This is a genomic window from Streptomyces sp. NPDC006372 (assembly GCF_040612515.1).
GTDB lineage: Bacteria > Actinomycetota > Actinomycetes > Streptomycetales > Streptomycetaceae > Streptomyces.
The window spans coordinates 26,307-49,159 of record NZ_JBEXQJ010000001.1 but is presented as its reverse complement, the minus strand read 5'-3'; the positions used below and the strand labels follow the sequence as shown (position 1 = coordinate 49,159).

The 22,853-nt window shown below is 71.2% G+C and carries 20 protein-coding genes; 6 read left to right on the top strand and 14 right to left on the bottom strand.

The genetic code is table 11. From position 1 onward, the window contains the following. Positions 1-165 precede the first annotated feature (165 nt). Positions 166-1,023: a hypothetical protein gene (locus tag ABZ016_RS00225; protein WP_356914257.1), complete on the top strand. Its 858-nt coding sequence runs from the start codon at positions 166-168 to the stop codon at positions 1,021-1,023. A 73-nt stretch (positions 1,024-1,096) separates the two neighbouring features. Here the strand turns inward: ABZ016_RS00225 and glnA are convergent, their stop codons facing one another. After that, positions 1,097-2,506 carry a type I glutamate--ammonia ligase gene (gene glnA, locus ABZ016_RS00220; RefSeq protein ID WP_356914256.1) on the bottom strand — a complete coding sequence of 470 codons (1,410 nt, stop codon included), beginning with the start codon at positions 2,504-2,506 and terminating at the stop codon, positions 1,097-1,099. Between the two features lie 209 nt (positions 2,507-2,715). Between glnA and ABZ016_RS00215 the strand changes: the two genes are divergently transcribed. Continuing rightward, positions 2,716-3,183, top strand: a complete 468-nt coding sequence (locus ABZ016_RS00215) for an RDD family protein (RefSeq protein WP_356914255.1) — start codon at positions 2,716-2,718, stop codon at positions 3,181-3,183. Positions 3,184-3,291: 108 nt separating this feature from the next. Here ABZ016_RS00215 and ABZ016_RS00210 read toward each other — a convergent pair whose 3' ends face one another. From ABZ016_RS00210 to lipB, 4 genes are all read right to left on the bottom strand, one after another. Continuing rightward, positions 3,292-3,993: a DUF4191 domain-containing protein gene (locus ABZ016_RS00210; protein WP_356914254.1), complete on the bottom strand. Its 702-nt coding sequence runs from the start codon at positions 3,991-3,993 to the stop codon at positions 3,292-3,294. Between the two features lie 79 nt (positions 3,994-4,072). Further along, positions 4,073-4,279: a hypothetical protein gene (locus ABZ016_RS00205; protein WP_345659245.1), complete on the bottom strand. Its 207-nt coding sequence runs from the start codon at positions 4,277-4,279 to the stop codon at positions 4,073-4,075. Between the two features lie 262 nt (positions 4,280-4,541). Continuing rightward, positions 4,542-5,507, bottom strand: a complete 966-nt coding sequence (gene lipA, locus ABZ016_RS00200) for a lipoyl synthase (protein ID WP_356914253.1) — start codon at positions 5,505-5,507, stop codon at positions 4,542-4,544. 93 nt (positions 5,508-5,600) lie between these two features. Then, complete coding sequence (gene lipB / locus ABZ016_RS00195; protein ID WP_356914252.1) at positions 5,601-6,401, bottom strand: lipoyl(octanoyl) transferase LipB; 801 nt, start codon at positions 6,399-6,401, stop codon at positions 5,601-5,603. A gap of 248 nt (positions 6,402-6,649) precedes the next feature. Between lipB and ABZ016_RS00190 the strand changes: the two genes are divergently transcribed. Next, positions 6,650-8,119, top strand: coding sequence for a regulator (locus tag ABZ016_RS00190; RefSeq protein WP_356914251.1), 1,470 nt, complete (start codon positions 6,650-6,652; stop codon positions 8,117-8,119). A gap of 96 nt (positions 8,120-8,215) precedes the next feature. On the opposite strand, the gene ABZ016_RS00185 is transcribed toward ABZ016_RS00190, so the two are convergent. Together ABZ016_RS00185 and ABZ016_RS00180 are read right to left on the bottom strand one after the other, a co-directional pair. Next, the gene (locus tag ABZ016_RS00185; RefSeq protein WP_356914250.1) at positions 8,216-9,622 is read right to left on the bottom strand and encodes an NAD(P)/FAD-dependent oxidoreductase; all 1,407 of its coding nucleotides are present in this window, start codon (positions 9,620-9,622) and stop codon (positions 8,216-8,218) included. 240 nt (positions 9,623-9,862) lie between these two features. Further along, positions 9,863-10,759, bottom strand: a complete 897-nt coding sequence (locus ABZ016_RS00180) for a TIGR01777 family oxidoreductase (protein ID WP_356914249.1) — start codon at positions 10,757-10,759, stop codon at positions 9,863-9,865. A 70-nt stretch (positions 10,760-10,829) separates the two neighbouring features. Between ABZ016_RS00180 and ABZ016_RS00175 the strand changes: the two genes are divergently transcribed. Continuing rightward, positions 10,830-11,327 (top strand): GNAT family N-acetyltransferase, encoded by a 498-nt coding sequence (locus ABZ016_RS00175; protein ID WP_356914248.1) that lies wholly within the window; start codon positions 10,830-10,832, stop codon positions 11,325-11,327. A gap of 6 nt (positions 11,328-11,333) precedes the next feature. Here the strand turns inward: ABZ016_RS00175 and ABZ016_RS00170 are convergent, their stop codons facing one another. Next, positions 11,334-12,518, bottom strand: coding sequence for a MarP family serine protease (locus tag ABZ016_RS00170; protein ID WP_356914247.1), 1,185 nt, complete (start codon positions 12,516-12,518; stop codon positions 11,334-11,336). Between the two features lie 190 nt (positions 12,519-12,708). Here ABZ016_RS00170 and ABZ016_RS00165 point away from each other — a divergent pair, with 190 nt between their 5' ends. Both ABZ016_RS00165 and ABZ016_RS00160 read left to right on the top strand, forming a co-directional pair. Beyond that, positions 12,709-13,626 carry a peptidoglycan recognition protein gene (locus ABZ016_RS00165; protein WP_356914246.1) on the top strand — a complete coding sequence of 306 codons (918 nt, stop codon included), beginning with the start codon at positions 12,709-12,711 and terminating at the stop codon, positions 13,624-13,626. Next, the gene (locus tag ABZ016_RS00160) at positions 13,623-13,847 is read left to right on the top strand and encodes a hypothetical protein (protein WP_356914245.1); all 225 of its coding nucleotides are present in this window, start codon (positions 13,623-13,625) and stop codon (positions 13,845-13,847) included. Before ABZ016_RS00165 ends, ABZ016_RS00160 begins: the two co-directional genes overlap by 4 nt. Here ABZ016_RS00160 and ABZ016_RS00155 read toward each other — a convergent pair whose 3' ends face one another. The 6 genes from ABZ016_RS00155 to lpdA form a co-directional block, all read right to left on the bottom strand. Continuing rightward, complete coding sequence (locus ABZ016_RS00155) at positions 13,848-14,366, bottom strand: DUF4240 domain-containing protein (protein WP_356915023.1); 519 nt, start codon at positions 14,364-14,366, stop codon at positions 13,848-13,850. Positions 14,367-14,422: 56 nt separating this feature from the next. Beyond that, positions 14,423-15,424, bottom strand: coding sequence for a WYL domain-containing protein (locus ABZ016_RS00150; RefSeq protein ID WP_356914244.1), 1,002 nt, complete (start codon positions 15,422-15,424; stop codon positions 14,423-14,425). A 77-nt stretch (positions 15,425-15,501) separates the two neighbouring features. Then, on the bottom strand, positions 15,502-18,204 hold the full coding sequence (gene aceE, locus ABZ016_RS00145; protein ID WP_356914243.1) for a pyruvate dehydrogenase (acetyl-transferring), homodimeric type: 2,703 nt from the start codon (positions 18,202-18,204) through the stop codon (positions 15,502-15,504). A 270-nt stretch (positions 18,205-18,474) separates the two neighbouring features. After that, a complete protein-coding gene (locus tag ABZ016_RS00140) occupies positions 18,475-19,098 on the bottom strand; it encodes a GntR family transcriptional regulator (RefSeq protein WP_356914242.1) in 624 nt (207 codons plus the stop codon). Between the two features lie 251 nt (positions 19,099-19,349). After that, positions 19,350-21,113, bottom strand: coding sequence for a 2-oxoglutarate dehydrogenase, E2 component, dihydrolipoamide succinyltransferase (gene sucB / locus ABZ016_RS00135; RefSeq protein ID WP_356914241.1), 1,764 nt, complete (start codon positions 21,111-21,113; stop codon positions 19,350-19,352). Between the two features lie 61 nt (positions 21,114-21,174). Further along, entirely contained in the window at positions 21,175-22,563 is a 1,389-nt protein-coding gene (gene lpdA / locus ABZ016_RS00130) for a dihydrolipoyl dehydrogenase (protein WP_356914240.1), read from the bottom strand. Between the last annotated feature and the right edge of the window lie 290 nt (positions 22,564-22,853).

The following is a 22,853-nucleotide window of genomic DNA, read 5'->3' as shown; positions in this document are numbered from 1 at the left end:
CTGGCCTGCGGATCCTATGATTTGGCGAAACTTGACGACGCTCCGGAAGGCAGGTTACCCACGGTGGCCACAACATCGTCCGTCCAACCGGTCGGAGCACACCGGGAGTTGGTCGAAGCCCTCCAAGAGCTGCACCGGGCAGCGGGCCGGCCGAGTGTGCGACGGGTGAGCGCACTCACCGAGAATCGGGACGATCTCCCGGACAGCGTCAGCCATGAGGGAGTCCGGACCCTTCTCAAGGGCCTGCGCGTTCCTCGCTGGGAGACCGTTCACACGATCGTCGCCGTGCTGGCCGAACAGTGCACACCGCCCCGTGACCCGCAGGAGGAGGTGGCCCGGTTCCTTCCACTGTGGCGCATGATCGGCGAGGGCGAGGCAGGGGCGCTGAAGTCCGCGAGAGAACTGGTTCTCGGCGGCTGGGGCGGTGAGGACGGCCGGTGGACACCCGAGCAGGTCGCCGGCATGTTGATCAACCCGTTCAACGCGATCGAGATCCATCCCTCACTCGCGGCTCCGCACGAGCCGGTGCTGTCGGAGGACGAATGGGTTCGCGTGGGCGTGCGGCTCATCGAGGAGAGCGGAGCCGAGTTCGCGCTGCGAGCTCTGCTGCGCAATCTGAAGGGCGACTACGTGGGGGCCGAGGGCGGTGCGCCGTACGGTTACCAGGATCCGAGCTTCGAGGCCGCGCAGGCGTTCGCGGCGTTCCGGTACGGCTGCCAGGAGATCCTCCGGCGCCTCCGTGACGAGCCCAACCTCCTCGCGGATTCCATCCGCGCGATGCGCACCGACGAGACGATGGACCGCGACGACCGGGCCGAGCTGCTGGAGTCCGAGTCGGACGTGAGCCTCATGCGCGAGGTGATGATCGTGACTCCGGACACCTGGGACGAGGTTTCGGAGGAGGCGCATCACATGATCTTCGGCTACCTCATCAAGTCGATCAGCCCGGTGGGCCCGCCGGGCCTCCCCGACGTCGAAAGGTTCCAGATCGTCTGGCGCGTACCCGAGCCGTCGGCCCAGTGACCCCGGTACGGAACGGCGGAGGGCCGCCCCCCTCGCGGGTGGCGGCCCTCGGGCGCTGTCGGTAGCGCGTCGATCACACGTCGAAGTACAGCTCGAACTCGTGCGGGTGCGGGCGCAGCTGGAGCGGAGCGATCTCGTTCGTGCGCTTGTAGTCGATCCACGTCTCGATCAGGTCCGGCGTGAAGACGTCGCCCGCGAGCAGGAACTCGTGGTCGGCCTCCAGGCGGTCGAGAACGGCCGGGAGCGAGGTCGGGACCTGCGGGACGCCCGCGTGCTCCTCGGGGGCGAGCTCGTAGAGGTCCTTGTCGATCGGCTCGGCCGGCTCGATCTTGTTCTTGATGCCGTCCAGGCCCGCGAGGAGCAGCGCCGAGAAGGCCAGGTACGGGTTGCCGGAGGAGTCGGGCGCGCGGAACTCGACGCGCTTGGCCTTCGGGTTCGAGCCCGTGATCGGGATACGCATGGCCGCGGAGCGGTTGCGCTGCGAGTAGACCAGGTTGACCGGCGCCTCGAAGCCCGGCACCAGACGGTGGTACGAGTTCACCGTCGGGTTGGTGAAGGCCAGCAGCGACGGGGCGTGCTTGAGGATGCCGCCGATGTAGTAGCGGGCGGTGTCCGACAGGCCCGCGTAACCGGCCTCGTCGTAGAAGAGCGGCTGGCCGCCGGTCCACAGCGACTGGTGGACGTGCATGCCCGAGCCGTTGTCACCGAAGATCGGCTTCGGCATGAAGGTCGCGGTCTTGCCGTTCTGCCACGCCACGTTCTTCACGATGTACTTGAAGAGCTGCAGGTCGTCGGCCGCGGCGAGCAGCGTGTTGAACTTGTAGTTGATCTCGGCCTGGCCGGCGGTGCCCACTTCGTGGTGCTGGCGCTCGACCTGCAGGCCGGCGCGGTCCAGCTCGAGGGAGATCTGGGCACGCAGGTCGGCGAAGTGGTCGACCGGCGGGACCGGGAAGTAGCCGCCCTTGTAGCGGACCTTGTAACCACGGTTGTTCTCGATGGCGCCGGTGTTCCAGGCGCCGGCCTCGGAGTCGATGTGGTAGAAGGACTCGTTCGCGCTGGTCGCGAAGCGGACGGAGTCGAAGACGTAGAACTCGGCCTCGGGACCGAAGTACGCGGTGTCCGCGATACCGGTCGACGCGAGGTAGGCCTCGGCCTTCTTCGCCACGTTGCGCGGGTCACGGGAGTACTGCTCACCCGTGATCGGGTCGTGGATGAAGAAGTTGATGTTGACCGTCTTGTCGCGGCGGAACGGGTCGACCCGGGCGGTCGACAGGTCCGCGCGCAGCGCCATGTCGGACTCGTGGATGGCCTGGAAGCCGCGGATCGAGGAGCCGTCGAAGGCCAGCTCCTCGGCCGGGTCGAAGGCCGATGCAGGGATCGTGAAGTGCTGCATCACGCCCGGCAGGTCGCAGAAGCGGACGTCGATGAACTTGACGTCCTCGTCCGCGATGAACTTCTTGGCCTCGTCGGCGTTCTGGAACATCCAGCTCCTCCTACTCCCGACCGTCCCGCCGGGGTGGTAGTTCGATCGTGCGGCCAGTGCGGGTGGCACACGCTGACCTAGACCCTAGGGACGGGTGATTTCTCTGGCGTGACCCATTTGTTTCGCACAAGTTAACCGGCTCCCTCCCACCGTAGCCCGGACCCACCCCGACGTGCGCTGGTCATTTACGGGCGCAGTACCGTGGACGGGTGGACAACAGGCAAGCACTCGGATCGTGGCTTTCCGGGCCCCGCGCGGCCGCGGAAGAGGCCGGTGTCGACTTCGGATACCGGGGCGAGCAGCTCGGTCTGCCCGAAGAGGGGTCCGGCTCGATCGCCCGCCCGGGCCGGCGGCTCGGCGCACTCGCCGTGGACTGGGGGCTGAGCCTCCTGATCGCATACGGTCTCATCACGCAGAGCTACAACGAGGCGGCCCAGGTCTGGGCGCCGCTCATCATGTTCGCGCTGATGGTGCTCACGGTCGGTACGGTCGGCTTCACACCGGGCAAGCGGCTCCTCGGCCTGCGGGTGCTCGCCCTGGACACCGGCCGTGTCAGCCCGTGGCGCGCGGTGCTGCGCACGGTCCTGCTCTTCCTCGCGATCCCCGCCCTGATCTGGGACCGTGACGGCCGCGGCCTGCACGACCGGCTGGCCGGCACGGTCGAGGTCCGCATCTGACCCGGACGGCCGGCTGAACGAACGACGCTGAACGAACGACGCTGAACGAACGACCGAGGGGCGCCCGGAGTGATCCGGGCGCCCCTCGGTCATGTCGTGTGCGGGCGGTCAGCGGCCGTTCGGCCCGCCCCTCGGCATCCGCATGCCCTTCGGCATGGGCCCCTTCGGCAGCGGCATGTTGCTCATCAGGTCGCCGAGGGCGCGCAGCCGGTCGTTGGTGGAGGTGACCTGCGGGCCGGTCAGCACGCGCGGCAGCTTCAGCATGGTCGTGCGCAGCTTCTTCAGCTCGACCTGGCCCTCGCCCGTGCCCACCAGCAGGTCGTGCACCGGGACGTCCGCGACGATGCGGTTCATCTTCTTCTTCTCGGCGGCGAGCAGGGACTTCACCCGGTTCGGGTTGCCCTCGGCGACCAGGACGATGCCGGCCTTGCCGACCGCGCGGTGCACCACGTCCTGGTTGCGGTTCATCGCCACCGCGGGGGTCGTCGTCCAGCCCCGGCCGATGTTGTCGAGCACCGCCGCGGCAGCGCCGGGCTGGCCCTCCATCTGCCCGAAGGCGGCCCGCTCGGCTCGGCGCCCGAACACGATCGCCATCGCGAGGAAGGCGAGCAGGAGGCCCAGGATGCCGAGATAGATGGGGTGACCGATCAAGAAACCGATCGCGAGGAAGACACCGAAGGTGACGATTCCGATTGCCGCGAGTACAAGACCGATCTTCTTGTCGGCCTTGCGGGTCATCTTGTAGGTCAGAGCGATCTGCTTCAGTCGCCCGGGGTTCGCAGCGTCCGCTGCAGGTTCCTTCCTCGCCATGGCACGAAGTCTACGTGGCCCCACGAACGCCTACGACGGCAGTGTCCGCGGGGTGCCCGCGGGGGGAGGAGGGCGGAGGTCAGTGCCGGACGGAAACGGACACGGACTGTTCGAGGACGCGCTGCGCCTCGACCCGGTCCTTGGCGCGCCTGCGGTCCTCCAGCACGGAGGTCCAGGCGTTGCGGCGGGCGGTGCGCTGACCGCTGCTCATCAGCAGCGACTCGACTGCACGCAGGGCGGTGGTGAACGACGGGATCGCGGTGGCGCGAACGGGCGCGGCCTGCATGGGTGAGGTCCCCCCTCGGGAGCGGGTGTACGTGCTGTGAGTTCAGCGTCACTGATTGGTGTTACCAGGGCGTGACCGACCGGTCAAACACCCATGAAGTCCTGGCGGGGGAGGGGGGAACGCGGACGCGGTCCTGACATGTGCCCTCATCTGCGAGGACGGTCAGGACCGCGTCGATTCGGTCGCTACCTGCGAGTAGCCTCTTGTGCGCGAATTCACACGCTTGTCTCGCCCCGTGGTGGGCAGGGGCGGTGACGGTTCGTCAGACGGCCTGGGTGGCGATGCGCGCGTCCCGCTGCTCCATGGCCATCTTGTAGAGCCGCCCCGCGCGGTACGAGGAGCGCACCAGCGGGCCGGACATCACGCCGGAGAAGCCGATCTGCTCGGCCTCCTCCTGCAGCTCCACGAACTCGTGCGGCTTGACCCAGCGCTCCACCGGGTGGTGGCGCACGGAGGGGCGCAGGTACTGCGTGATGGTGACCAGCTCGCAGCCCGCGTCGTGCAGCTGCTTCAGCGCGTCGCTGACCTCCTCGCGGGTCTCGCCCATGCCGAGGATGAGGTTGGACTTGGTGACCAGGCCGAAGTCGCGCGCCTGCGTGATCACCTTCAGGGAGCGCTCGTAGCGGAAGCCGGGGCGGATCCGCTTGAAGATCCGCGGGACCGTCTCGACGTTGTGCGCGAAGACCTCGGGGCGGGAGGAGAAGACCTCCGCCAGCTGCTCCGGGACGGCGTTGAAGTCGGGGGCCAGCAGCTCGACCTTGGTGCGGCCTGCCTCACGCCCCGCGGTCTGCTCGTGGATCTGGCGCACGGTCTCGGCGTACAGCCAGGCGCCGCCGTCCTCCAGGTCGTCGCGGGCGACGCCGGTGATCGTGGCGTAGTTCAGGTCCATGGTGACCACGGACTCGCCGACCCGGCGCGGTTCGTCACGGTCGAGCGCCTCGGGCTTGCCGGTGTCGATCTGACAGAAGTCACAGCGCCGGGTGCACTGGTCGCCGCCGATGAGGAAGGTCGCCTCGCGGTCCTCCCAGCACTCGTAGATGTTCGGGCAGCCGGCTTCCTGGCAGACCGTGTGCAGGCCCTCGCTCTTCACGAGGTTCTGCATCTTGGTGTACTCGGGACCCATTTTCGCCCGGGTCTTGATCCACTCGGGCTTGCGCTCGATGGGGGTCTGGCTGTTGCGGACCTCCAGGCGCAGCATCTTGCGTCCGTCGGGTGCGACTGCGGACACGACCGGCTCCCTAGCGTTTGATTCTTCGGCGCCCTCAAGGGTACGCCCGTCGATTTGAATGCCGTGTGGGCGCTAACCCCTCCACGCGCGCACTTATGCCGCGGGCGTCTTCTCGATCTCCCGGGGCTTCAGCTCTGCGTTCTCCAGGACCTCCCGCAGGTGGCGCTCCACCACCGGCAGGACCTCCTCGATCGTCACGTCCCTGCCGAGCTCGTAGGCCAGCGACGCCACGCCGGCGTCGCGGATGCCACAGGGGATGATCCGGTCGAACCACTTCATGTCGGGGTTCACGTTGAACGAGAAGCCGTGCATCGTGACGCCCTTGGCCACCCGGATGCCGATCTGGGCGATCTTGCGGTCCTCCCGGCGCTGGCCCGCGTTGGAGGGCGCGTACTCCGGGCCGTTCATACGAGGGTCGAACTCCTCGTCGTCCAGACGGGGGTCGAGGTCCAGCGACAAACCGCCGAGCGCGGGGCGCTGTTCGACCGGGTCGCCCAGGACCCACACGCCGCTGCGCCCCTCGACCCGGGTGGTCTCCAGGCCGAACTCCGCGCACGTGCGGATCAGGGCCTCTTCGAGCCGGCGTACGTGGGCCACGACGTCCACCGGCCGCGGGAGCTTCTGGATGGGGTAGCCCACCAGCTGGCCGGGGCCGTGCCAGGTGATCTTGCCGCCGCGGTCCACGTCGATGACCGGCGTGCCGTCGAGGGGCCGCTCGCTGTCCGCCGTGCGCCGTCCCGCCGTGTAGACCGGAGGGTGCTCCAGCAGCAGAACGGTGTCGGGGACCTCGTCCGTGAAGCGCGCCGCGTGCACCCGGCGCTGCTCGTCCCACGCCTCCTGGTACTCGACGGCCTCGTCACCGAACCCCATGCGGACGAACCGCAACTCACTCACGGCAAGCGCCTCCCTCGAACGGGTGTGTAAGGCACGTGAAGCGCCCAAGCCACTGTACGTCCGGCCCGGACGCGTCAGTCCCGGGGGCAATCCTCACACGATCGGATGAATGTGCGGGAAAATGTGTGATGGGGTGCTTACTCTCCGCTACATTCGCGCCGTCCAGCAAGGCATAAGGCCTGCTCACAGGCGATCCGCGCACATCGCGAAACATCACGAAGGCCGGAAGGCAGGAGACCGCACCGCAGATGACGGAACGACCCGCGCAGCGCACCCCCAACCGACAGCTCGCCGCGCTCATCGCAGAAGCGGGGTTCTCCAACGCGGGTCTCGCCCGTCGCGTGGACCAGCTCGGTCTCGAACACGGCCTCGATCTCAGATACGACAAGACGTCCGTCACCCGGTGGCTGCGGGGCCAGCAGCCCCGGGGCACCACGCCCGCGCTGATCGCCGAGGTCTTCACCCGGCGCCTCGGCCGCCGCCTCACCGCCCAGGACCTCGGCCTGGACGCCTGCGCCCCTGTCTACGCGGGGCTGGAGTTCGCCGCCACCCCCGAGGAGGCCGTCGACATCGTCAGCGGGCTGTGGCGCAAGGACTCCGGCAGCCACGCCGAGCTCCGCAAGATCGCCTTCACACCGGCCGGGCTCGTCGTGCCGAGCCGGGACTGGCTGATCGGCCGGGCCGACGAGAAGGTGGCCCGCGGTGAGCCGGCCGCCGCCCGCATCCCGGCGCAGGGCCGCGCCGCCCTCCGGCCCCCGGCCGCGGCCGAGCAGGGCCTGCCCCGCCAGCGCGCCCAGGCAGAGCGCGGCCCCGGCCAGAGGGTGACCGCCGGCGACATCTCCGCCCTGCGCTCGGTCGGCGAGCTCTTCCGCACCCTCGACGACACCTACGGCGGCGGCCACGCCCGCCAGGCCCTCGTGCGCTATCTGGAGCACGAGTGCGAGCCGATGCTGCGCGGCACCTACGGCGAGCAGACCGGCCGCCGCCTCTTCGCCGCCGCCGCCGACCTGACCCGGCTCGCGGGCTGGACGTCGTACGACATCGCCGCGCACGGACTCGCCCAGCGCTACTTCGTGCAGGCGCTCCGGCTCGCCCAGGCGGCCGGAGACCGCGCGTACGGGGCGTACGTGCTGGTCACCATGAGCCGGCAGGCCGTCTACCTCGGGCACGGACGGGAGGCCGTGCAACTCGCGCGGGTGGCACAGCAGGGCGTCGGCACCTCCGCCCCGCCCGTCGTCCAGACACTGCTGCACGCCTGCGAGGCGCGCGGGCACGGGGTGCTGGGCGAGGTGCGGGCCTGCACAGCCGCACTGGTCCGGGCCGAGCGCGCCCTGGAGACGGCCCGGCCCGGTGACGACGTACCGCACTGGGCGCGGTTCTTCGACGAGGCCCAGCTCGCCGACGAGTTCGGACACTGCCACCGGGACCTGCAGCAGTTCCGCGCCGCCGCCCAGCACGCGGAGCGCTCACTCCAGCTCCGCGCCCCCTCCTACGCCCGCAGCCGCCTCTTCTGCCGCGTGGTCCTGGCCACCGCCCGCCTGGGCCTGGGCGAACTCGATCAGGCCTGCCAACTGGCGGCGGAGGCCGCCGGCCAGGCCGCGGAGATGCGTTCGGTGCGGGCGGTGGAGTACGTGAGGGACTTCGAGCGCCGCCTGGAGCCGTACAAGGACGCGGCCCCGGTGCGGACTTACCGCGACAAGGTAGCGGCCTTGGGGTAAGGGACTTCCTTTTTTTGGGGGCGCGGGGCTGTGCTGATGTGCGGCTCCGCCGCGTGGGCGCGATCAACCCCCACGCGCCCGCACCCGGCGAACCACCTAGGCAGCCCTTGGCACAGTCGGCACGGGGTCGGCGACATGCATGGACCGCCCTGCCCCGAGATCCGCCAAGATCGCCGCCGACGCCCGATGCCCCGAGTGCAAAGCCCCTTGCACCGTGCTGGTATCCCGGTGATCACCACACACATACAGCCCGGCCAGCAACCGCACCGGCCGCCGCAGATCATGCGGCGGCCGCATCGCCGGCACCGCCTCGGCCGTGTGACGCACGGCCAACGTCTCCCACCGAGCCGTCGACACCCCGTACAGCCGCGCCAGATGCATCCGCACAGCCGTGTCGACATCCCCCGGCGGCCGCCCCAGTACCGTCGAGGACACCAGCGTCCGCCCCGCCGGGGCACGAGACGGATCGACCCGGCTGATCACGGCCGTATGGGCGACCGGCCCGCCGAGATCCGCGTCGAGCAGCAGGGACGCCCCGGTCCCCGGCGGCTCGTCCGTGGTGTGGTGCACCACCGTCACCGGATGGAACTCCGGCACCCGCAACCCGGGCAGCAGCTCGGCCGCCGCCCGGGCGTCCGTGGCCACCAGCACGGCCCGGCAGCGGATCTCGCCGTGCTCGGCGGTCGTCACCGAGGTCGTGGAGACGGAGGTGACGCGCACGCCGGTGTGCACGGAGCCCGGCGGCAGCGTGCTCGCCAGCAGCTCCGGCAGGGCCTCCGCGCCGCCCTCCGGCACACACAGCCGCCCGCTCGCGAAGGAGCGCAGCGCCAGGTCCGCGCACCGGCTGGACGTTGTCAGGTCCGGGTCGCACAACAGGGCGGCGAGCAGCGGACGCAGGAAACCGTCGATCGTCCGGGCGGGCAGCCCGCGGGCCGCCAGGGCCTCGCCGGCGGGCAGTTCCGGGCGGGCCAGCAGCCGTTCGGCCGGGGTGCCCGCCAGCCGGGTCAGCGCGGCTCCCAGACGGGCCTGGTCGACGGCCGTGCCCAGCGGGGCGCCGGACCGGCTCCGGGGCACCGAGACCTGCCGGCCGGGCACGGCCACCGGCCTCCTGGGCGGGCGGGGCGCCGACGGCGGCCGAGGGGCGCTCGCCAGGGCACGCACTGCATGCAATGCGCCCCGTGCGCCCCCGGCACCGGGCTGGAGGCCCGCGCGATGGTGGCGTCCGTCGCCGTGCAGCAGGACACCGGGTGCGAAGGGGCGCAGCACGAGTCCGTCGAGGCCGGGTGTCTGCCGTAGCTCCGGATACGCCGTGGACAGCAACTGGCCGACCCTGTCGAGCCGGAAGCCGTCGACCTTCTCCGTCGCCATGCGGCCGCCGACGCCGTGGGCGGCCTCCAGGACCATGGTCGTCACTCCTGCGACGGTCAGCCGGTGCGCGGCCGAGAGTCCGGCGACCCCGGCCCCCACGACGACCACGTCCGCCTGGTACGCGGGCTCAAGCACGTGCCCCTCCTCGAGGTTGCGCGGGCGCTGGAGACGTCATGCCCTCAACAGGCCGCAGGGATACGCGAGTTCTGGTCGAGGGTAGGACCGTGATCGGTCAGGGGGAGTCGCGCATCGACAGGGCACGGTCGCACAGCGGTCGCATATGGACGCCTGGTGGGCATGAAGTGGTCGCAGGGGGCTGGTGTGCGGCGCGAAGCGCTGTCTCAGAACGACCGGTCGGGGTGCGCGCGAACGCCCTCACAGGGCCGCCCGGATGGCCCCCTCGATCTCCGGGAAGGCGAACCGAAAACCCGACTCCAGCAGTCGTGCCGGCAGCACCCGGGCGCTGCCGAGCACATCGCCCGACATCTCGCCGAGCACGGTCCGCAACACCGGCGCGGGCACGGCGAACAGGGTCGGACGGTGCAGCACGCGCCCCATGGCCGCCGTGATCTCACCGTTCGTCAGGGGGTTGGGGGCGGTGACGTTGAACGGCCCGGACAGGCCGTCGGTGTCGATGAGATGCCGGATCGCCGCCACCTCGTCGTGCAGCGCGACGAACGACCAGTACTGCCGCCCGTCCCCCATCCGCCCGCCGAGTCCCGCCCGGAACAGCGGGAACAGCCGCCCCCACGCCCCGCCCCGGCGGGACACGACCAGCCCGGTCCGGCTGAACACCGTGCGCACGCCCGCCTCCTGGGCCGGTGCCGCGGCGCCCTCCCACTCCACGCACAGGTCGGGCAGGAAGCCCTCGCCCGCCGGTGCGCTCTCGTCGACGGCACGGTCCCCGGTCTCGCCGTAGTAGCCGATGGCGCTGCCATTGACGAAGACCCGGGGCCGGTTCCGCTCGTCCAGCGAGGCGACCGCGCGGGCGAGCGCCGCGGTGCCGTTCACCCTGCTGTCCCGGATCCGCTGCTTGTAGGCGTCCGTCCAGCGGCGGTCGCCGACCCCGGCCCCCGCGAGGTTGACCACCGCGTGGCACCCGGCGAGCCCGTCCGCGTCCACGCGCCCGCCGTCGGGGTCCCACCGGACCTCGTCCGCCGCCCTGGGCGTTCGGCGCACGAGGCGCACCACTTCGTGCCCGTCCGCGGTCAGGGACCGCACCAGGGCGCTGCCGATGAGACCGGAGGCGCCGGTCACCGCGATGCGTCGCATGACTCAATCTTGCCGGTCGCCACCGTAAAACCCCCGTTGGCAGCGGCTGCCGCCGACGTAGATTGCCGCCATGCCGACTCCACACATACGCCCCGCACGGCTCGACGACGAGGAGACCCTGGGGCGGCTCGACCGCGAGACCTGGGCGCCGCTGCACTCCGTCCAGCCCCGCCCCGAGCCGCCGTACGGACCCTTCTTCGACGAACAGCACCCGCCGCGGGAGGTGCTCGTCGCCGAGCTCGCCGGAACCGTCGCCGGCTACCTCCGGCTGGGAACCGCCACACCGCTCGCCTGCAACGCCCACGTACGGATGATCCGGGGGCTCGCCGTCGCGGCGGAGGCCCGCGGACACGGCGTCGCGCGGGCCCTGCTGCGGGCGGCGGGAGAGGAGGCACGGCGGCAGGGAGCGCGGCGCATCACCCTGCGCGTGCTCGGGCACAACGCGCCGGCCCGAGGGCTCTACGAGTCCGAGGGCTTCGTGGTGGAGGGAGTCCTGCCGGAGGAGTTCTTCCTCGACGGCGCCTACGTCGACGACGTGTTCATGGGGCGCTCTCTGACGGTCGGCTGACGGCGGTCATGACGGGGCGAGATCTCCCGTGTCCACCGGGGACGTCGCGCCCGCCGCGCGCTCCGCGTCGGAGGAGACCTCGGCCGCCGTCAGGACGTAGCCCGTCTCCGCGTCCGAGGTGGAGCGGGCGAAGACCACGCCGAACACCCGGCCGTCCGTGGTCAGGAGGGGGCCTCCGGAGTTGCCGGGGCGGACCGTGGAGCGGATCGAGTAGATCTCCCGGGTGACGGTGTCGTCGTTGTAGATGTTCTGGCCCGTCGCGCGGACCCGGTTCGCCACCGTGGCCGCCTGGAGGTTCAGGTCGCCGTCCTGCGGGTAGCCCGCGACGACCGCCGAGTCGCCGCGCTCGGCGTTGTCGTCGAAGCGCAGCACGGGCGCCTCGAGGCCGGGCACGTACAGCACGGCCACGTCCTTCTGCGGATCGAAGAGCACCACCCGCGCCTCGTACGTCCGCCCGACCCCGCCGATCTGCACGGTCGGCTCGTCGATGCCGGCCACCACGTGGGCGTTGGTCATCACGTGCTCACGCGCGTACACGAAGCCGCTGCCCTCGCGGCCCTGGGTGCCGGCGATGCCCTCGACCTTCACCGTGCTCCGCTTGGCGGCGTTGGTGGCGGCGGCCGTGACACTGTCGCCGGAGGGCTCGGCGACCTCCGCCGTCGACTCGTTCTCGAACGGGTTGAAGACCTGCGGGAAGCCGGCCTCGGTCAGCGCCGACGTGGCCCCCGAGAACCACGCCGGCGTGGTGTCCGGCATCGTCCGCTGCACGGCGCCCAGCAGCCGTGAGTCCCGGATCGCCGACGTGACCAGCGGCGACGAGGACGCGCCCAGGACGCTCGCGGCCACCCACGCCACGATCAGCACGGCGACCGAGTTGGCCACGGCCCCGCCGATCCCGTCCGCCACCCTGAGCGGCCCCCTGTCCAGCTCCCGCCGCAGCCTGAGCGCGAGACGCCCCGCCAGCTCGTGCCCCACCACCGCCGGGAGCAGCACCGTGAACACCGCCGTCAGGGTCGCCGTCGTCGTCCCCGGCTCCACCAGGTCCATCACCCACGGCAGGACCCACACGCCGACGACCGCGCCGCCGACGAAACCCGCCAGCGACACACAGCCGGCCACCAGCCCGCGCCGGTACCCGGACGCCGCATACGCCAGGACGACCAGCAACAGCAGGATGTCGAGCAGGTCCACGCACGCCTTCTTTCTCTCGGAACCCCTTAATACGTGAGGGGAGGGCCCGGTGATCAGTCACGCGCGCACGGATGATCAGAACCGGCCACCCACCCGTGCACCTGGAAAAACGTCGCGGACCGTGACGATGGTTCCACCGGGTGGCACATCACACATCGCGGACGCACCGGATCGGGCCGACAGTGGGTCTATGCGTGTCTTCCGAAGACGGCGAGGTGCGCACAGGCACCGCGCCGCCCGGACACCCGGCATAGCCGGCCTGCCGCGCGCCGCCCGGGTGACACTCGGCTGCCTGCCGGGCCTCGCCGCCGTCGCCGCCCTGGTGCTGTGCGCGTACGGCGTCGAGAACGCCGCCGACACCACCGCACGCCCGGCCACGCCCCGCCCCACCGCCACGGCCTACGCCGCCCCCCGGCCGCACATCGTGCCGCGATCGCACTGGCTGGACGACCCCCACCCGCAGCCGCGCCCGCGCTACGACGACCGGGTCGCCGCCGTCTTCGTCCACCACACCGACTCGCCCAACGGCTACGACTGCGCCGACGCGCCCGGCATCATCCAGGACCTGTACACCGGCCAGACCGGCACCCGCGACTGGGACGACATCGGCTACAACTTCGTCGTCGACCGCTGCGGCACCATCTACGAGGGCCGCGCCGGCGGCGTCGAGCGCGCCGTCACCGGCGCCCACACCCAGGGCTTCAACCACCGCACCACGGGCATCGCCGCCCTCGGCACCTTCACCGCGGGCCTGCCCGTACCGAAGGCCATGGTGCAGGCCATCGCCGCGCTGTCCGCCTGGAAGCTGGGTCTGACCGGCATCGACCCGCGGGCGAGCGTCCGCCTGGTCTCCAGCAACGGCCTGAGCCGGTACGCGGCCGGCACCACCGCCGAGCTGCCCGCCCTGGCGGGCCACAACGACGGCTACATGACCAGCTGCCCCGGTGCCGCCCTGCACGCCCGCCTGCCGGAGATCAGGGAGCTGGCGGCCCGGATGCAGGGCCGGACGGGGGACCCACAGCAAGACCACAGCCGGCGCGCAGTGTCCTCAGAGCCCGGCGCCCTACGGTCGTCCCCACAGCCGGCCGACCCGAGGTGGGGATCATGAACAGCAGCCTTACGAAGGACGAGGCGGTGCACACCCGGCCCGGGGCGCCCCGGGGTCCCTGGGCGGTACTCTGCGCGGCCGTCACCGTCGTCCTGGGCCCGGCGGCGGTCACCGCCTCCGCCCTCGACCAGGCCAACGCGGCGCCGCTGCACCGGGCCGTCGAACCCGGCGGGACGCACGCGTACCTCCCGGCCGACACCAGCCGACGCAAGGCCGCCTGATCAGCCCCTGAAGCGCTCCCACAGCCGCGGATAGCGCTCCGCCAGCCGCCGCTCGTTCTCGAAGTCGAGCGGGGTGCCCTCCGGTTCCGCCGGCGCGGGCGGGATCTCCAGATCGGGGGCGACCACGCCGGTGAGCTGCTCGTAGGCCTCGTCGGCCACGTAGCCGAGCTCCTCGCCGTCGCCGTCGATCTCCTCGTCGAAGTCGCCCAGCAGGTCGGCGAGCGCGTCCGGGTCGTGCAGGGCGCCCTCGAAGACCTCCCGGCCCTGGCCGATCAGCCAGCACCGGAAGAAGTCGAAGGCGTCGTCGCTCGCCCCGTCCAGGAGCACCCACGCGGCACCCCACAGGTCCCAGCGGTAGGCCCGGTTGTAGCGGGACTCGAAGTGACGGGCGAAGTCCAGGACCATGTCGGGGTCGAGTTCCAGAAGCCGCGCCACGAGCAGGTCGGCCTGCTCCTCCGGGTCGCCCTCGGCGGCCTCCCGGGCGTCGTCCACCAGCTCCCAGAACTCCGTCTCGTCCATCACGGGTCAAGCATCGGCCCTGGGGCACAGGGACGCACCCGGAGTGCGCGGGATCGTTATGCGCCGTCCCGGGGGTGACGGGTCCCGGAGTGGTACAACCCTGCCAGCCGCAGCGCGTCCCCGGCGAACCGCTCGCGCAGGCTCTCCGGGGCCAGCACCTCCACCTCCGGGCCCAGCGCCGTCAGCTGGGTGTGGGCGACCTCCTCGGACTCCACCGGCAGGTCCACCGTCACCCATCCGTCGTCGTCCGGGCCGTCCGCCTCCGCCAGGGCCTCCCGGGCGGTCAGCGAGTCGAGGGCGTGCGGCAGTCCGCGCACCCCCTCGGGGGACAGCCGCACCACGACCCGCGCCCGCAAGATGGACCGGGCGAACTGCTCCGCCCGCTCCTCCCAGAACGCGGGCAGGTCGAACTCCGGCTCCCGCTCGAAGCGCTCGCCGTCCGCCTCCACCGCCGTGAACCGGTCGATGCGGTACACCCGGAAGGACGCGGACCCCGCCACCCGCGCGCACAGGTACCAGACGCCGGCCTTCAGCACGAGCCCGTACGGCTCCAGCTCCCGGACGACCTCGTCCTCCCCGCGCCGGTAGCGCGCGCCGATCCGCCGGTCGTCCCACACCGCGTCGGCCACGGCCGGCAGCAGCGCGGGCGTCTTCGGCTCCTTGAACCAGTTCGGCGCGTCCAGATGGAACCGCTGCGCCGCCGTCCGCGAGGCGTCCCGCAGGGAGGGCAGCAGGGCGGCCGACACCTTCAGCCGGGCGGCGGAGGCGGCGTCCTCCAGCCCCATCTCGCGCAGCGCACCCGGCACCCCCGACAGGAACAGCGCCTCGGCCTCACCGCGGTGCAGCCCGGTCAGCCGGGTCCGGTACCCGCCGACCAGCCGGTACCCGCCGGCCCGGCCCCGGTCCGCGTACACCGGCACCCCCGCCTCCGACAGGGCCTGCGCGTCCCGCGTGACCGTCCGCTCCGACACCTCCAGCTCACGGGCGAGCTCGGCGGCCGTCATGGCGGGCCGGGACTGGAGCAGCAGCACCATCTTGATGAGCCGGGCAGCACGCATGGCCACATCATGCAGCAGGCCCCCGCCCGAGGGGTCCTCGGGCGGGGGCCTGCCGGCGGCCGGTCCTTGGGGAGTCCTTACAGACCGTACTTCGCGCGCGCTTCCTTCACGGCCGTCGCCTTGACCTCGCCCTTCTTGGCGAGCTGGGCCAGGGCCGCGACGACGATCGACTCGGCGTCGACGCCGAAGTGGCGGCGGGCCGCCTCACGGGTGTCCGACAGGCCGAAGCCGTCGGCGCCCAGCGAGGACCAGTCCTGCTCGACCCACTGCGCGATCTGGTCCGGGACCTGGCGCATGTAGTCGGAGACCGCCAGCACCGGGCCCTCGGCACCCTGGAGCGCCTGCCGGACGAACGGCACCCGCTCCTCGCCGCGCAGCAGCGCCTCGTCCGCCTCCAGGGCGTCCCGGCGCAGTTCGCTCCAGGACGTCGCCGACCAGACGTCGGCCGCCACGCCCCACTCCTCGGCGAGCAGCGCTTGCGCCTTGAGCGCCCAGTGGATCGCCGTACCCGAGCCGAGCAGCTGGATCCGCGGGGCGTTGGCCGGGGGCGTGATGCCCGCGGACTCCGCCGTGTTGAAGCGGTACAGACCCTTGACGATGCCCTCGTCGACGCCCTCGACGGACGGCTTCGCGGGCTGCGGCAGCGGCTCGTTGTAGACGGTCAGGTAGTAGAAGACGTTCTGGTCCTCGCCCGGGGCCGCCTCGCCGTACATCCGGCGCAGACCGTCCTTGACGATGGCCGCGACCTCGTACGCGAACGCCGGGTCGTACGTCAGCGCCGCCGGGTTGGTCGCCGCGATGACGGGGGAGTGGCCGTCGGCGTGCTGGAGGCCCTCACCGGTCAGGGTGGTGCGGCCGGCCGTGGCGCCGACGAGGAAGCCGCGGCCGAGCTGGTCGCCGAGCTGCCACATCTGGTCGGCCGTGCGCTGCCAGCCGAACATCGAGTAGAAGATGTAGAACGGGATCATCGCCTCGCCGTGCGTCGCGTACGACGTCGAAGCGGCGATGAAGTCGGCCATCGAACCGGCCTCGGTGATCCCCTCGTTGAGGATCTGGCCGTTCTGGGCCTCCTTGTAGTACATCAGCTGGTCGCGGTCGACCGGCTCGTACGTCTGCCCCTTGGGCGAGTAGATGCCGAGCGACGGGAACAGCGACTCCATGCCGAAGGTGCGTGCCTCGTCCGGGACGATCGGCACCCAGCGCTTGCCCGACTCCTTGTCGCGGACCAGGTCCTTGACCAGACGGACGAACGCCATGGTGGTGGCCACGTTCTGCGAGCCGGAGCCCTTGTCGAAGGAGGCGAACGCCTTCTCCGCCGGGGCGGGCAGCGGGGCGACCGGGTGCACACGGCGGGCCGGGGCCGGACCGCCGAGGGCGGCACGGCGCTCTTGGAGGTAGCGGACCTCGGGGGAGTCAGCGCCCGGGTGGCCGTAGGGGACCACGCCGTCGACGAACGCGCTGTCGGAGATCGGCAGCTCCAGCAGGTCGCGCATGTTCTTGAACTCGTCCACCGTCAGCTTCTTCATCTGGTGGTTGGCGTTCTTCGACGCGAAGCCCTCACCGAGGGTGTGGCCCTTGACCGTCTGGGCCAGGATCACGGTCGGCGCGCCCTTGTGCTCGACGGCCGCACGGTATGCGGCGTACACCTTGCGCGCCTCGTGACCACCGCGCGAGAGGTGGAAACACTCGAGGATCTTGTCGTCGCTCAGCAGCTTCGCCAGCTCCACGAGGGCCGGGTCGGCGCCGAAGAAGTCCTGGCGGATGTAGGCCGCGTCGCGGGTCTGGTACGTCTGGATCTGCGCGTCCGGTACCTGGCGCAGCCGGCGTACCAGCGCGCCCGTGGTGTCGAGCTGGAACAGCTCGTCCCAGGCCGTGCCCCACAGCGTCTTGATCACGTTCCAGCCGGCGCCGCGGAACTGGGCCTCCAGCTCCTGCACGATCTTGAAGTTGGCGCGGACCGGGCCGTCGAGGCGCTGCAGGTTGCAGTTGATGACGAAGGTGAGGTTGTCCAGCTCCTCACGGGCCGCCAGCGCGAGGGCCGCCGTCGACTCGGGCTCGTCCATCTCGCCGTCGCCGAGGAACGCCCACACGTGCGAGGCGGAGGTGTCCTTGATACCGCGGTTGGCCAGGTAGCGGTTGAAGCGCGCCTGGTAGATGGCCGAGAGCGGGCCGAGGCCCATCGAGACCGTCGGGAACTCCCACAGCCAGGGCAGCCGGCGCGGGTGCGGGTAGGACGGCAGGCCGTCGCCGCCCGCCTCGCGGCGGAAGTTGTCGAGCTGGGCCTCGTTCAGCCGGCCGTCGAGGAAGGCGCGGGCGTAGATGCCGGGGGAGGCGTGGCCCTGGATGTAGAGCTGGTCGCCGGAGCCGTCGGCCTCTTTGCCCTTGAAGAAGTGGTTGAAGCCGGTCTCGTACAGCCACGCGGCGGAGGCGAAGGTGGCGATGTGGCCGCCGACGCCGTACTTGCTGCCGCGGGTCACCATCGCGGCCGCGTTCCAGCGGTTCCACGCGGTGATGCGCTGCTCCATCGCCTCGTCACCGGGCACGGCCGGCTCGGCGGAGGTGGGGATGGAGTTGACGTAGTCGGTCTCGAGGAGCTTCGGCAGCGCGATGCCGGCGCCCTCTGCGCGCTCCAGCGTGCGGCGCATCAGGTACGCGGCACGGTGCGGCCCGGCAGCCTTGGTGACCGCGTCCAGCGAGGCCTGCCATTCGGCGGTCTCCTCCGGGTCGCGGTCCGGGAGCTGGTCGAGCTCGCTCGGCTGGATGGCGTTGGGGTCGGTCATGTCGCCGCCTTCCTCAGTCGAAGGGGGTTCCCTCATCGGTAAGGGGATCGGGGTGCCCTTTGTCTTTGGCAGGACAGGGCTGAGGCTTGGGTGGCAAGCCCGTGGAGGACTGTAACTCCCTGATCGATGATCGATCAAAGGGTTGAGGGGCAAAACCTCTTGATCACGAGAAAGTCGGCACGGGGTGCCTTCGGCGATGGCACGGAGTGACCGCCCCGATCTGGAGTTTTCGCAGGTCGGAAGGCGTTTGAGCGGGGTCGTGCTCGGGTGTCACGCCCGGGGCGCGCAGCCCAGGACGTGAGCCTTCACCAGTTCCGCGATACGGGGGTCACGGCGCTTGAAGGCGGCGACGAGCTCCTCGTGCTCCTCCGCGTACGACTGCTGCTGGGTGCCCAGCCAGCGGATCGACAGGGCGGTGAACACCTCGATGCCGAGGCCTTCCCAGGTGTGCAGCAGGACGGAGTTGCCGGCCGCGCGGACCAGCTCGCGGTGGAAGGCGACGGTGTGGCGCACCTGGGCGGTGCCGTCGGCGACGCGGTCGGCCTCGTACAGGGCGGTGACGTGCGGCTCCAGGGCCGAGCAGTCCGTCGCCAGGCCCTGCGCGGCCAGCTCCGCCGCGATGGCCTCCAGACCGGCCCGGACCGGGTAGCTCTCCTCCAGGTCGGCGGCGGTGAGGTTGCGGACCCGGACGCCCTTGTTCGGAGCGGACTCGATGAGGCGCAGCGACTCCAGTTCCCGCAGGGCCTCGCGGACCGGGGTCTGGCTGACCTCCAGCTCGGTGGCGATCCGGCGCTCCACGATCCGCTCGCCCGGCTGCCAGCGTCCGCTGATGATCCCCTCCAGGATGTGCTCGCGGATCTGCTCGCGCAGCGAGTGGATGACGGGCGCGGTCATGTGAGCTCCTTAGGCGGGATTGACGTTTAGACAATACGGCCGGTTCGCTCCGTGGGTGTGGCCGACGTGGGCGCTGTCGCGCAGGTGAGACGAGGCGCACATGGTGTTTGCGGCGCCTGTGAGCTCGGACCGGACGGTCTACGGGCGGCTGCGGGCCGTCGGTGCTCGATCGCGCAGTTCGCGCCCCTGGGTACGACGGTGCCCCGCCCGGAAGATCCGGACGGGGCACCGATCAGCCGTGGATCCGAAGATCAGAGGCCGAGTTCGACCTCGAACTCGCCTGCTTCCAGGATGGCCTTGACCGCCGTCAGGTAGCGGGCGGCGTCGGCGCCGTCCACCAGGCGGTGGTCGTAGGACAGGGTCAGGTACGTCATGTCGCGGACGCCGATGACCGTGCCCTCCTCCGTCTCGATGACGGCGGGGCGCTTGACCGTGGCGCCGATGCCGAGGATCGCGACCTGGCCCGGCGGCACGATGATCGTGTCGAAGAGCGCACCGCGCGACCCGGTGTTGGAGATGGTGAAGGTCGCGCCGGACAGCTCGTCCGGGGTGATCTTGTTGGCGCGGACCTTGCCCGCCAGGTCGGCCGTGGCCTTCGCGATACCGGCGAGGTTGAGGTCGCCGGCGTTCTTGATGACCGGGGTCATCAGGCCCTTCTCGGAGTCCACCGCGATACCGACGTTCTCGGTGTCGAAGTAGGTGATGGTCCCCTCGGCCTCGTTGATCTTGGCGTTGATCGGCGCGTGCGCCTTCAGCGCCTGGGCCGCGGCCTTGACGAAGAACGGCATCGGGGAGAGCTTGACGCCCTCACGCGACGCGAACGCGTCCTTGGCACGGGCGCGCAGCTTCATCAGCCGCGTGACGTCGACCTCGACGACCGAGGACAGCTGGGCCTGCTCGTGCAGGGCCTTGACCATGTTGTCGCCGATGACCTTGCGGATCCGCGGCATCTTGACGGTCTGGCCGCGCAGCGGGGACGCCTCCAGCACCGGAGCCTTCTTGGTGGCGGCCGGAGCGGCAGCCGCGGCCGGGGCCGGGGCAGCGGCGGCGGTCTTCGCGGCCTCGGCGGCGGCGACGACATCCTGCTTGCGGATACGGCCACCGACACCGGTGCCCTTGACGGTGGCCAGGTCGACGCCCTGCTCGGCGGCGAGCTTGCGCACCAGCGGGGTGACGTAGGCACCGTCGTCGGCCGGCTTGGCGGCTGCCGGAGCGGCCGGGGCCTGGGCCGGAGCCGGGGCGGGCGCCGGAGCGGACGGGGCCGGCTCGGGAGCCGGGGTGACCTGCTGCTGCGGGGCCGGGGCGGGCTGCGCCGGGGCCGGAGCCGGGGTGGGCTCGGGCTGGGCCGGGGCGGCCGGGGCCTCCTGCGCCGGGGCGGCGGCCGGAGCGGCACCCGCCTCACCGATGACGGCGAGCTTGGCGCCGACCTCGGCGGTCTCGTCCTCGCCGACCACGATCTCCAGCAGGGTGCCGGAGGCGGGGGCGGGGATCTCGGTGTCGACCTTGTCCGTCGACACCTCCAGCAGCGGCTCGTCGGCCTCGACGCTGTCACCGACCGACTTCAGCCAGCGGGTGACGGTGCCCTCGGTGACGGACTCGCCGAGCGCGGGCAGGACCACGTCCGTGCCCTCGGCGGAGCCGCCGCCGGCGGCGGCGTCGGCGGTGGGAGCGGGCGCCGGGGCGGCCTGCTCGGTGGACGGGGCGGCCGGGGCCGGCTCGGGAGCGGGCTCGGCGACCTCCTCGGCCTGCGGGGCCGGGGCGGCAGCGGGCGCGCCGCTGCCGTCGTCGATCAGGGCCAGCTCGGCGCCGACCTCGACGGTCTCGTCCTCGGCGACCTTGATGGAGGCCAGGACGCCGGCGGCGGGGGAGGGGATCTCGGTGTCGACCTTGTCGGTGGAGACCTCGAGCAGCGGCTCGTCGGCCTCGACGCGCTCGCCCTCGGCCTTCAGCCAGCGAGTGACAGTGCCCTCGGTGACGCTCTCACCGAGCGCCGGAAGGGTTACGGAAACCGCCATGGTTTCGGTTGCTCCTTACGGAAAGTGCGGAAGTCTGTGTCGTCGCTTCTCGACCGAGGGGTCAGTCGTGCGAGTGGAGGGGCTTGCCGGCCAGGGCCAGGTGGGCCTCGCCGAGCGCCTCGTTCTGCGTCGGGTGGGCGTGGACGAGCTGCGCGACCTCGGCCGGCAGCGCCTCCCAGTTGTAGATCAGCTGGGCTTCGCCGACCTGCTCGCCCATGCGGTCGCCGACCATGTGGACGCCGACCACGGCACCGTCCTTGACCTGGACCAGCTTGATCTCGCCCGAGGTGTTCAGGATCTTGCTCTTGCCGTTGCCGGCGAGGTTGTACTTCAGAGCGACGACCTTGTCCGCGCCGTAGATCTCCTTGGCCTTGGCCTCGGTGATGCCGACGGAGGCGACCTCGGGGTGGCAGTACGTCACCCGCGGGACACCGTCGTAGTCGATCGGAACGGTCTTCAGACCGGCCAGACGCTCCGCCACCAGGATGCCCTCGGCGAAGCCGACGTGCGCGAGCTGGAGGGTCGGGACCAGGTCACCGACGGCGGAGATGGTCGGCACGTTGGTGCGCATGTACTCGTCGACCAGGACGTAGCCGCGGTCCATCGCGACGCCCTGCTCCTCGTAACCGAGGCCCTGGGAGACCGGGCCGCGGCCCACCGCCACCAGCAGGACCTCGGACTCGAACTCCTTGCCGTCGGCGAGCGTGACCTTGACACCGTCCTGGGTGTACTCGGCCTTCTCGAAGAAGGTGCCCAGGTTGAACTTGATGCCGCGCTTGCGGAAGGCGCGCTCGAGCAGCTTGGAGGAGTTCTCGTCCTCGACCGGGACGAGGTGCTTCAGGCCCTCGATGACCGTGACGTCCGCGCCGAAGGACTTCCAGGCGGAGGCGAACTCGACGCCGATGACACCGCCGCCGAGGATGATCGCGGACTTGGGCACACGGTCCAGGACGAGGGCGTGGTCGGAGGAGATGATCCGGTCGCCGTCGATCTCCAGGCCCGGCAGCGACTTCGGCACGGAGCCGGTCGCGAGGAGGACGTGGCGGCCCTGGACGCGCTGACCGTTCACATCGACGGAGGTGGGGGAGGACAGCCGGCCCTCACCCTCGATGTAGGTCACCTTGCGGGAGGCGACGAGTCCCTGCAGGCCCTTGTACAGGCCGGAGATCACGCCGTCCTTGTACTTGTGGACACCGGCGATGTCGATGCCCTCGAACGTGGCCTTCACACCGAACTGCTCGCTCTCGCGCGCCTGGTCGGCGATCTCGCCCGCGTGCAGCAGGGCCTTGGTGGGGATGCATCCTCGGTGCAGGCAGGTGCCGCCGACCTTGTCCTTCTCGATCAGGGCGACGTCCAGGCCCAGCTGTGCCCCGCGCAGGGCCGCGGCGTAACCACCGCTGCCACCGCCGAGGATCACTAGGTCGAAAACGGTGCTGGCGTCGTTCGCCACGTCACGTCCTCCATGCATGTGCGCCGTACGCCGGCCTTCACTGACCGGCAGGCGGCTGGTGTCCGGCCGCTCGTTCTTCGGCCCTTAGGTGGGGCCCTGTCCTGCCGAGCCCCATCTTCGCACTTGTCGACACACAAAGAGACGCCGGGCTGCTGTGTGAGACGCCCCACGTTCAGATGAGAGACGCCCCTTGCGAGGCGTCGCCCCGAAGGGGCGCGGGGAACTGCGCGAACAGCCCCCACGCCCCCGCACTCGCCACACAACGGGCGAGACCGGGCTCTCAGGCGCCG

What these genes read in the sequence shown, in the direction of transcription:
- glnA (WP_356914256.1), bottom strand. Translation starts at nt 2,506, where the DNA reads ATGTTCCAGAACGCCGACGAGGCCAAGAAGTTCATCGCGGACGAGGAC.
- ABZ016_RS00210 (WP_356914254.1), bottom strand. Translation starts at nt 3,993, where the DNA reads ATGGCGAGGAAGGAACCTGCAGCGGACGCTGCGAACCCCGGGCGACTG.
- ABZ016_RS00205 (WP_345659245.1), bottom strand. Translation starts at nt 4,279, where the DNA reads ATGCAGGCCGCGCCCGTTCGCGCCACCGCGATCCCGTCGTTCACCACC.
- ABZ016_RS00190 (WP_356914251.1), top strand. Translation starts at nt 6,650, where the DNA reads ATGACGGAACGACCCGCGCAGCGCACCCCCAACCGACAGCTCGCCGCG.
- ABZ016_RS00180 (WP_356914249.1), bottom strand. Translation starts at nt 10,759, where the DNA reads ATGCGACGCATCGCGGTGACCGGCGCCTCCGGTCTCATCGGCAGCGCC.
- ABZ016_RS00175 (WP_356914248.1), top strand. Translation starts at nt 10,830, where the DNA reads ATGCCGACTCCACACATACGCCCCGCACGGCTCGACGACGAGGAGACC.
- ABZ016_RS00165 (WP_356914246.1), top strand. Translation starts at nt 12,709, where the DNA reads ATGCGTGTCTTCCGAAGACGGCGAGGTGCGCACAGGCACCGCGCCGCC.
- ABZ016_RS00160 (WP_356914245.1), top strand. Translation starts at nt 13,623, where the DNA reads ATGAACAGCAGCCTTACGAAGGACGAGGCGGTGCACACCCGGCCCGGG.
- ABZ016_RS00155 (WP_356915023.1), bottom strand. Translation starts at nt 14,366, where the DNA reads ATGGACGAGACGGAGTTCTGGGAGCTGGTGGACGACGCCCGGGAGGCC.
- ABZ016_RS00150 (WP_356914244.1), bottom strand. Translation starts at nt 15,424, where the DNA reads ATGCGTGCTGCCCGGCTCATCAAGATGGTGCTGCTGCTCCAGTCCCGG.
- aceE (WP_356914243.1), bottom strand. Translation starts at nt 18,204, where the DNA reads ATGACCGACCCCAACGCCATCCAGCCGAGCGAGCTCGACCAGCTCCCG.
- ABZ016_RS00140 (WP_356914242.1), bottom strand. Translation starts at nt 19,098, where the DNA reads ATGACCGCGCCCGTCATCCACTCGCTGCGCGAGCAGATCCGCGAGCAC.
- sucB (WP_356914241.1), bottom strand. Translation starts at nt 21,113, where the DNA reads ATGGCGGTTTCCGTAACCCTTCCGGCGCTCGGTGAGAGCGTCACCGAG.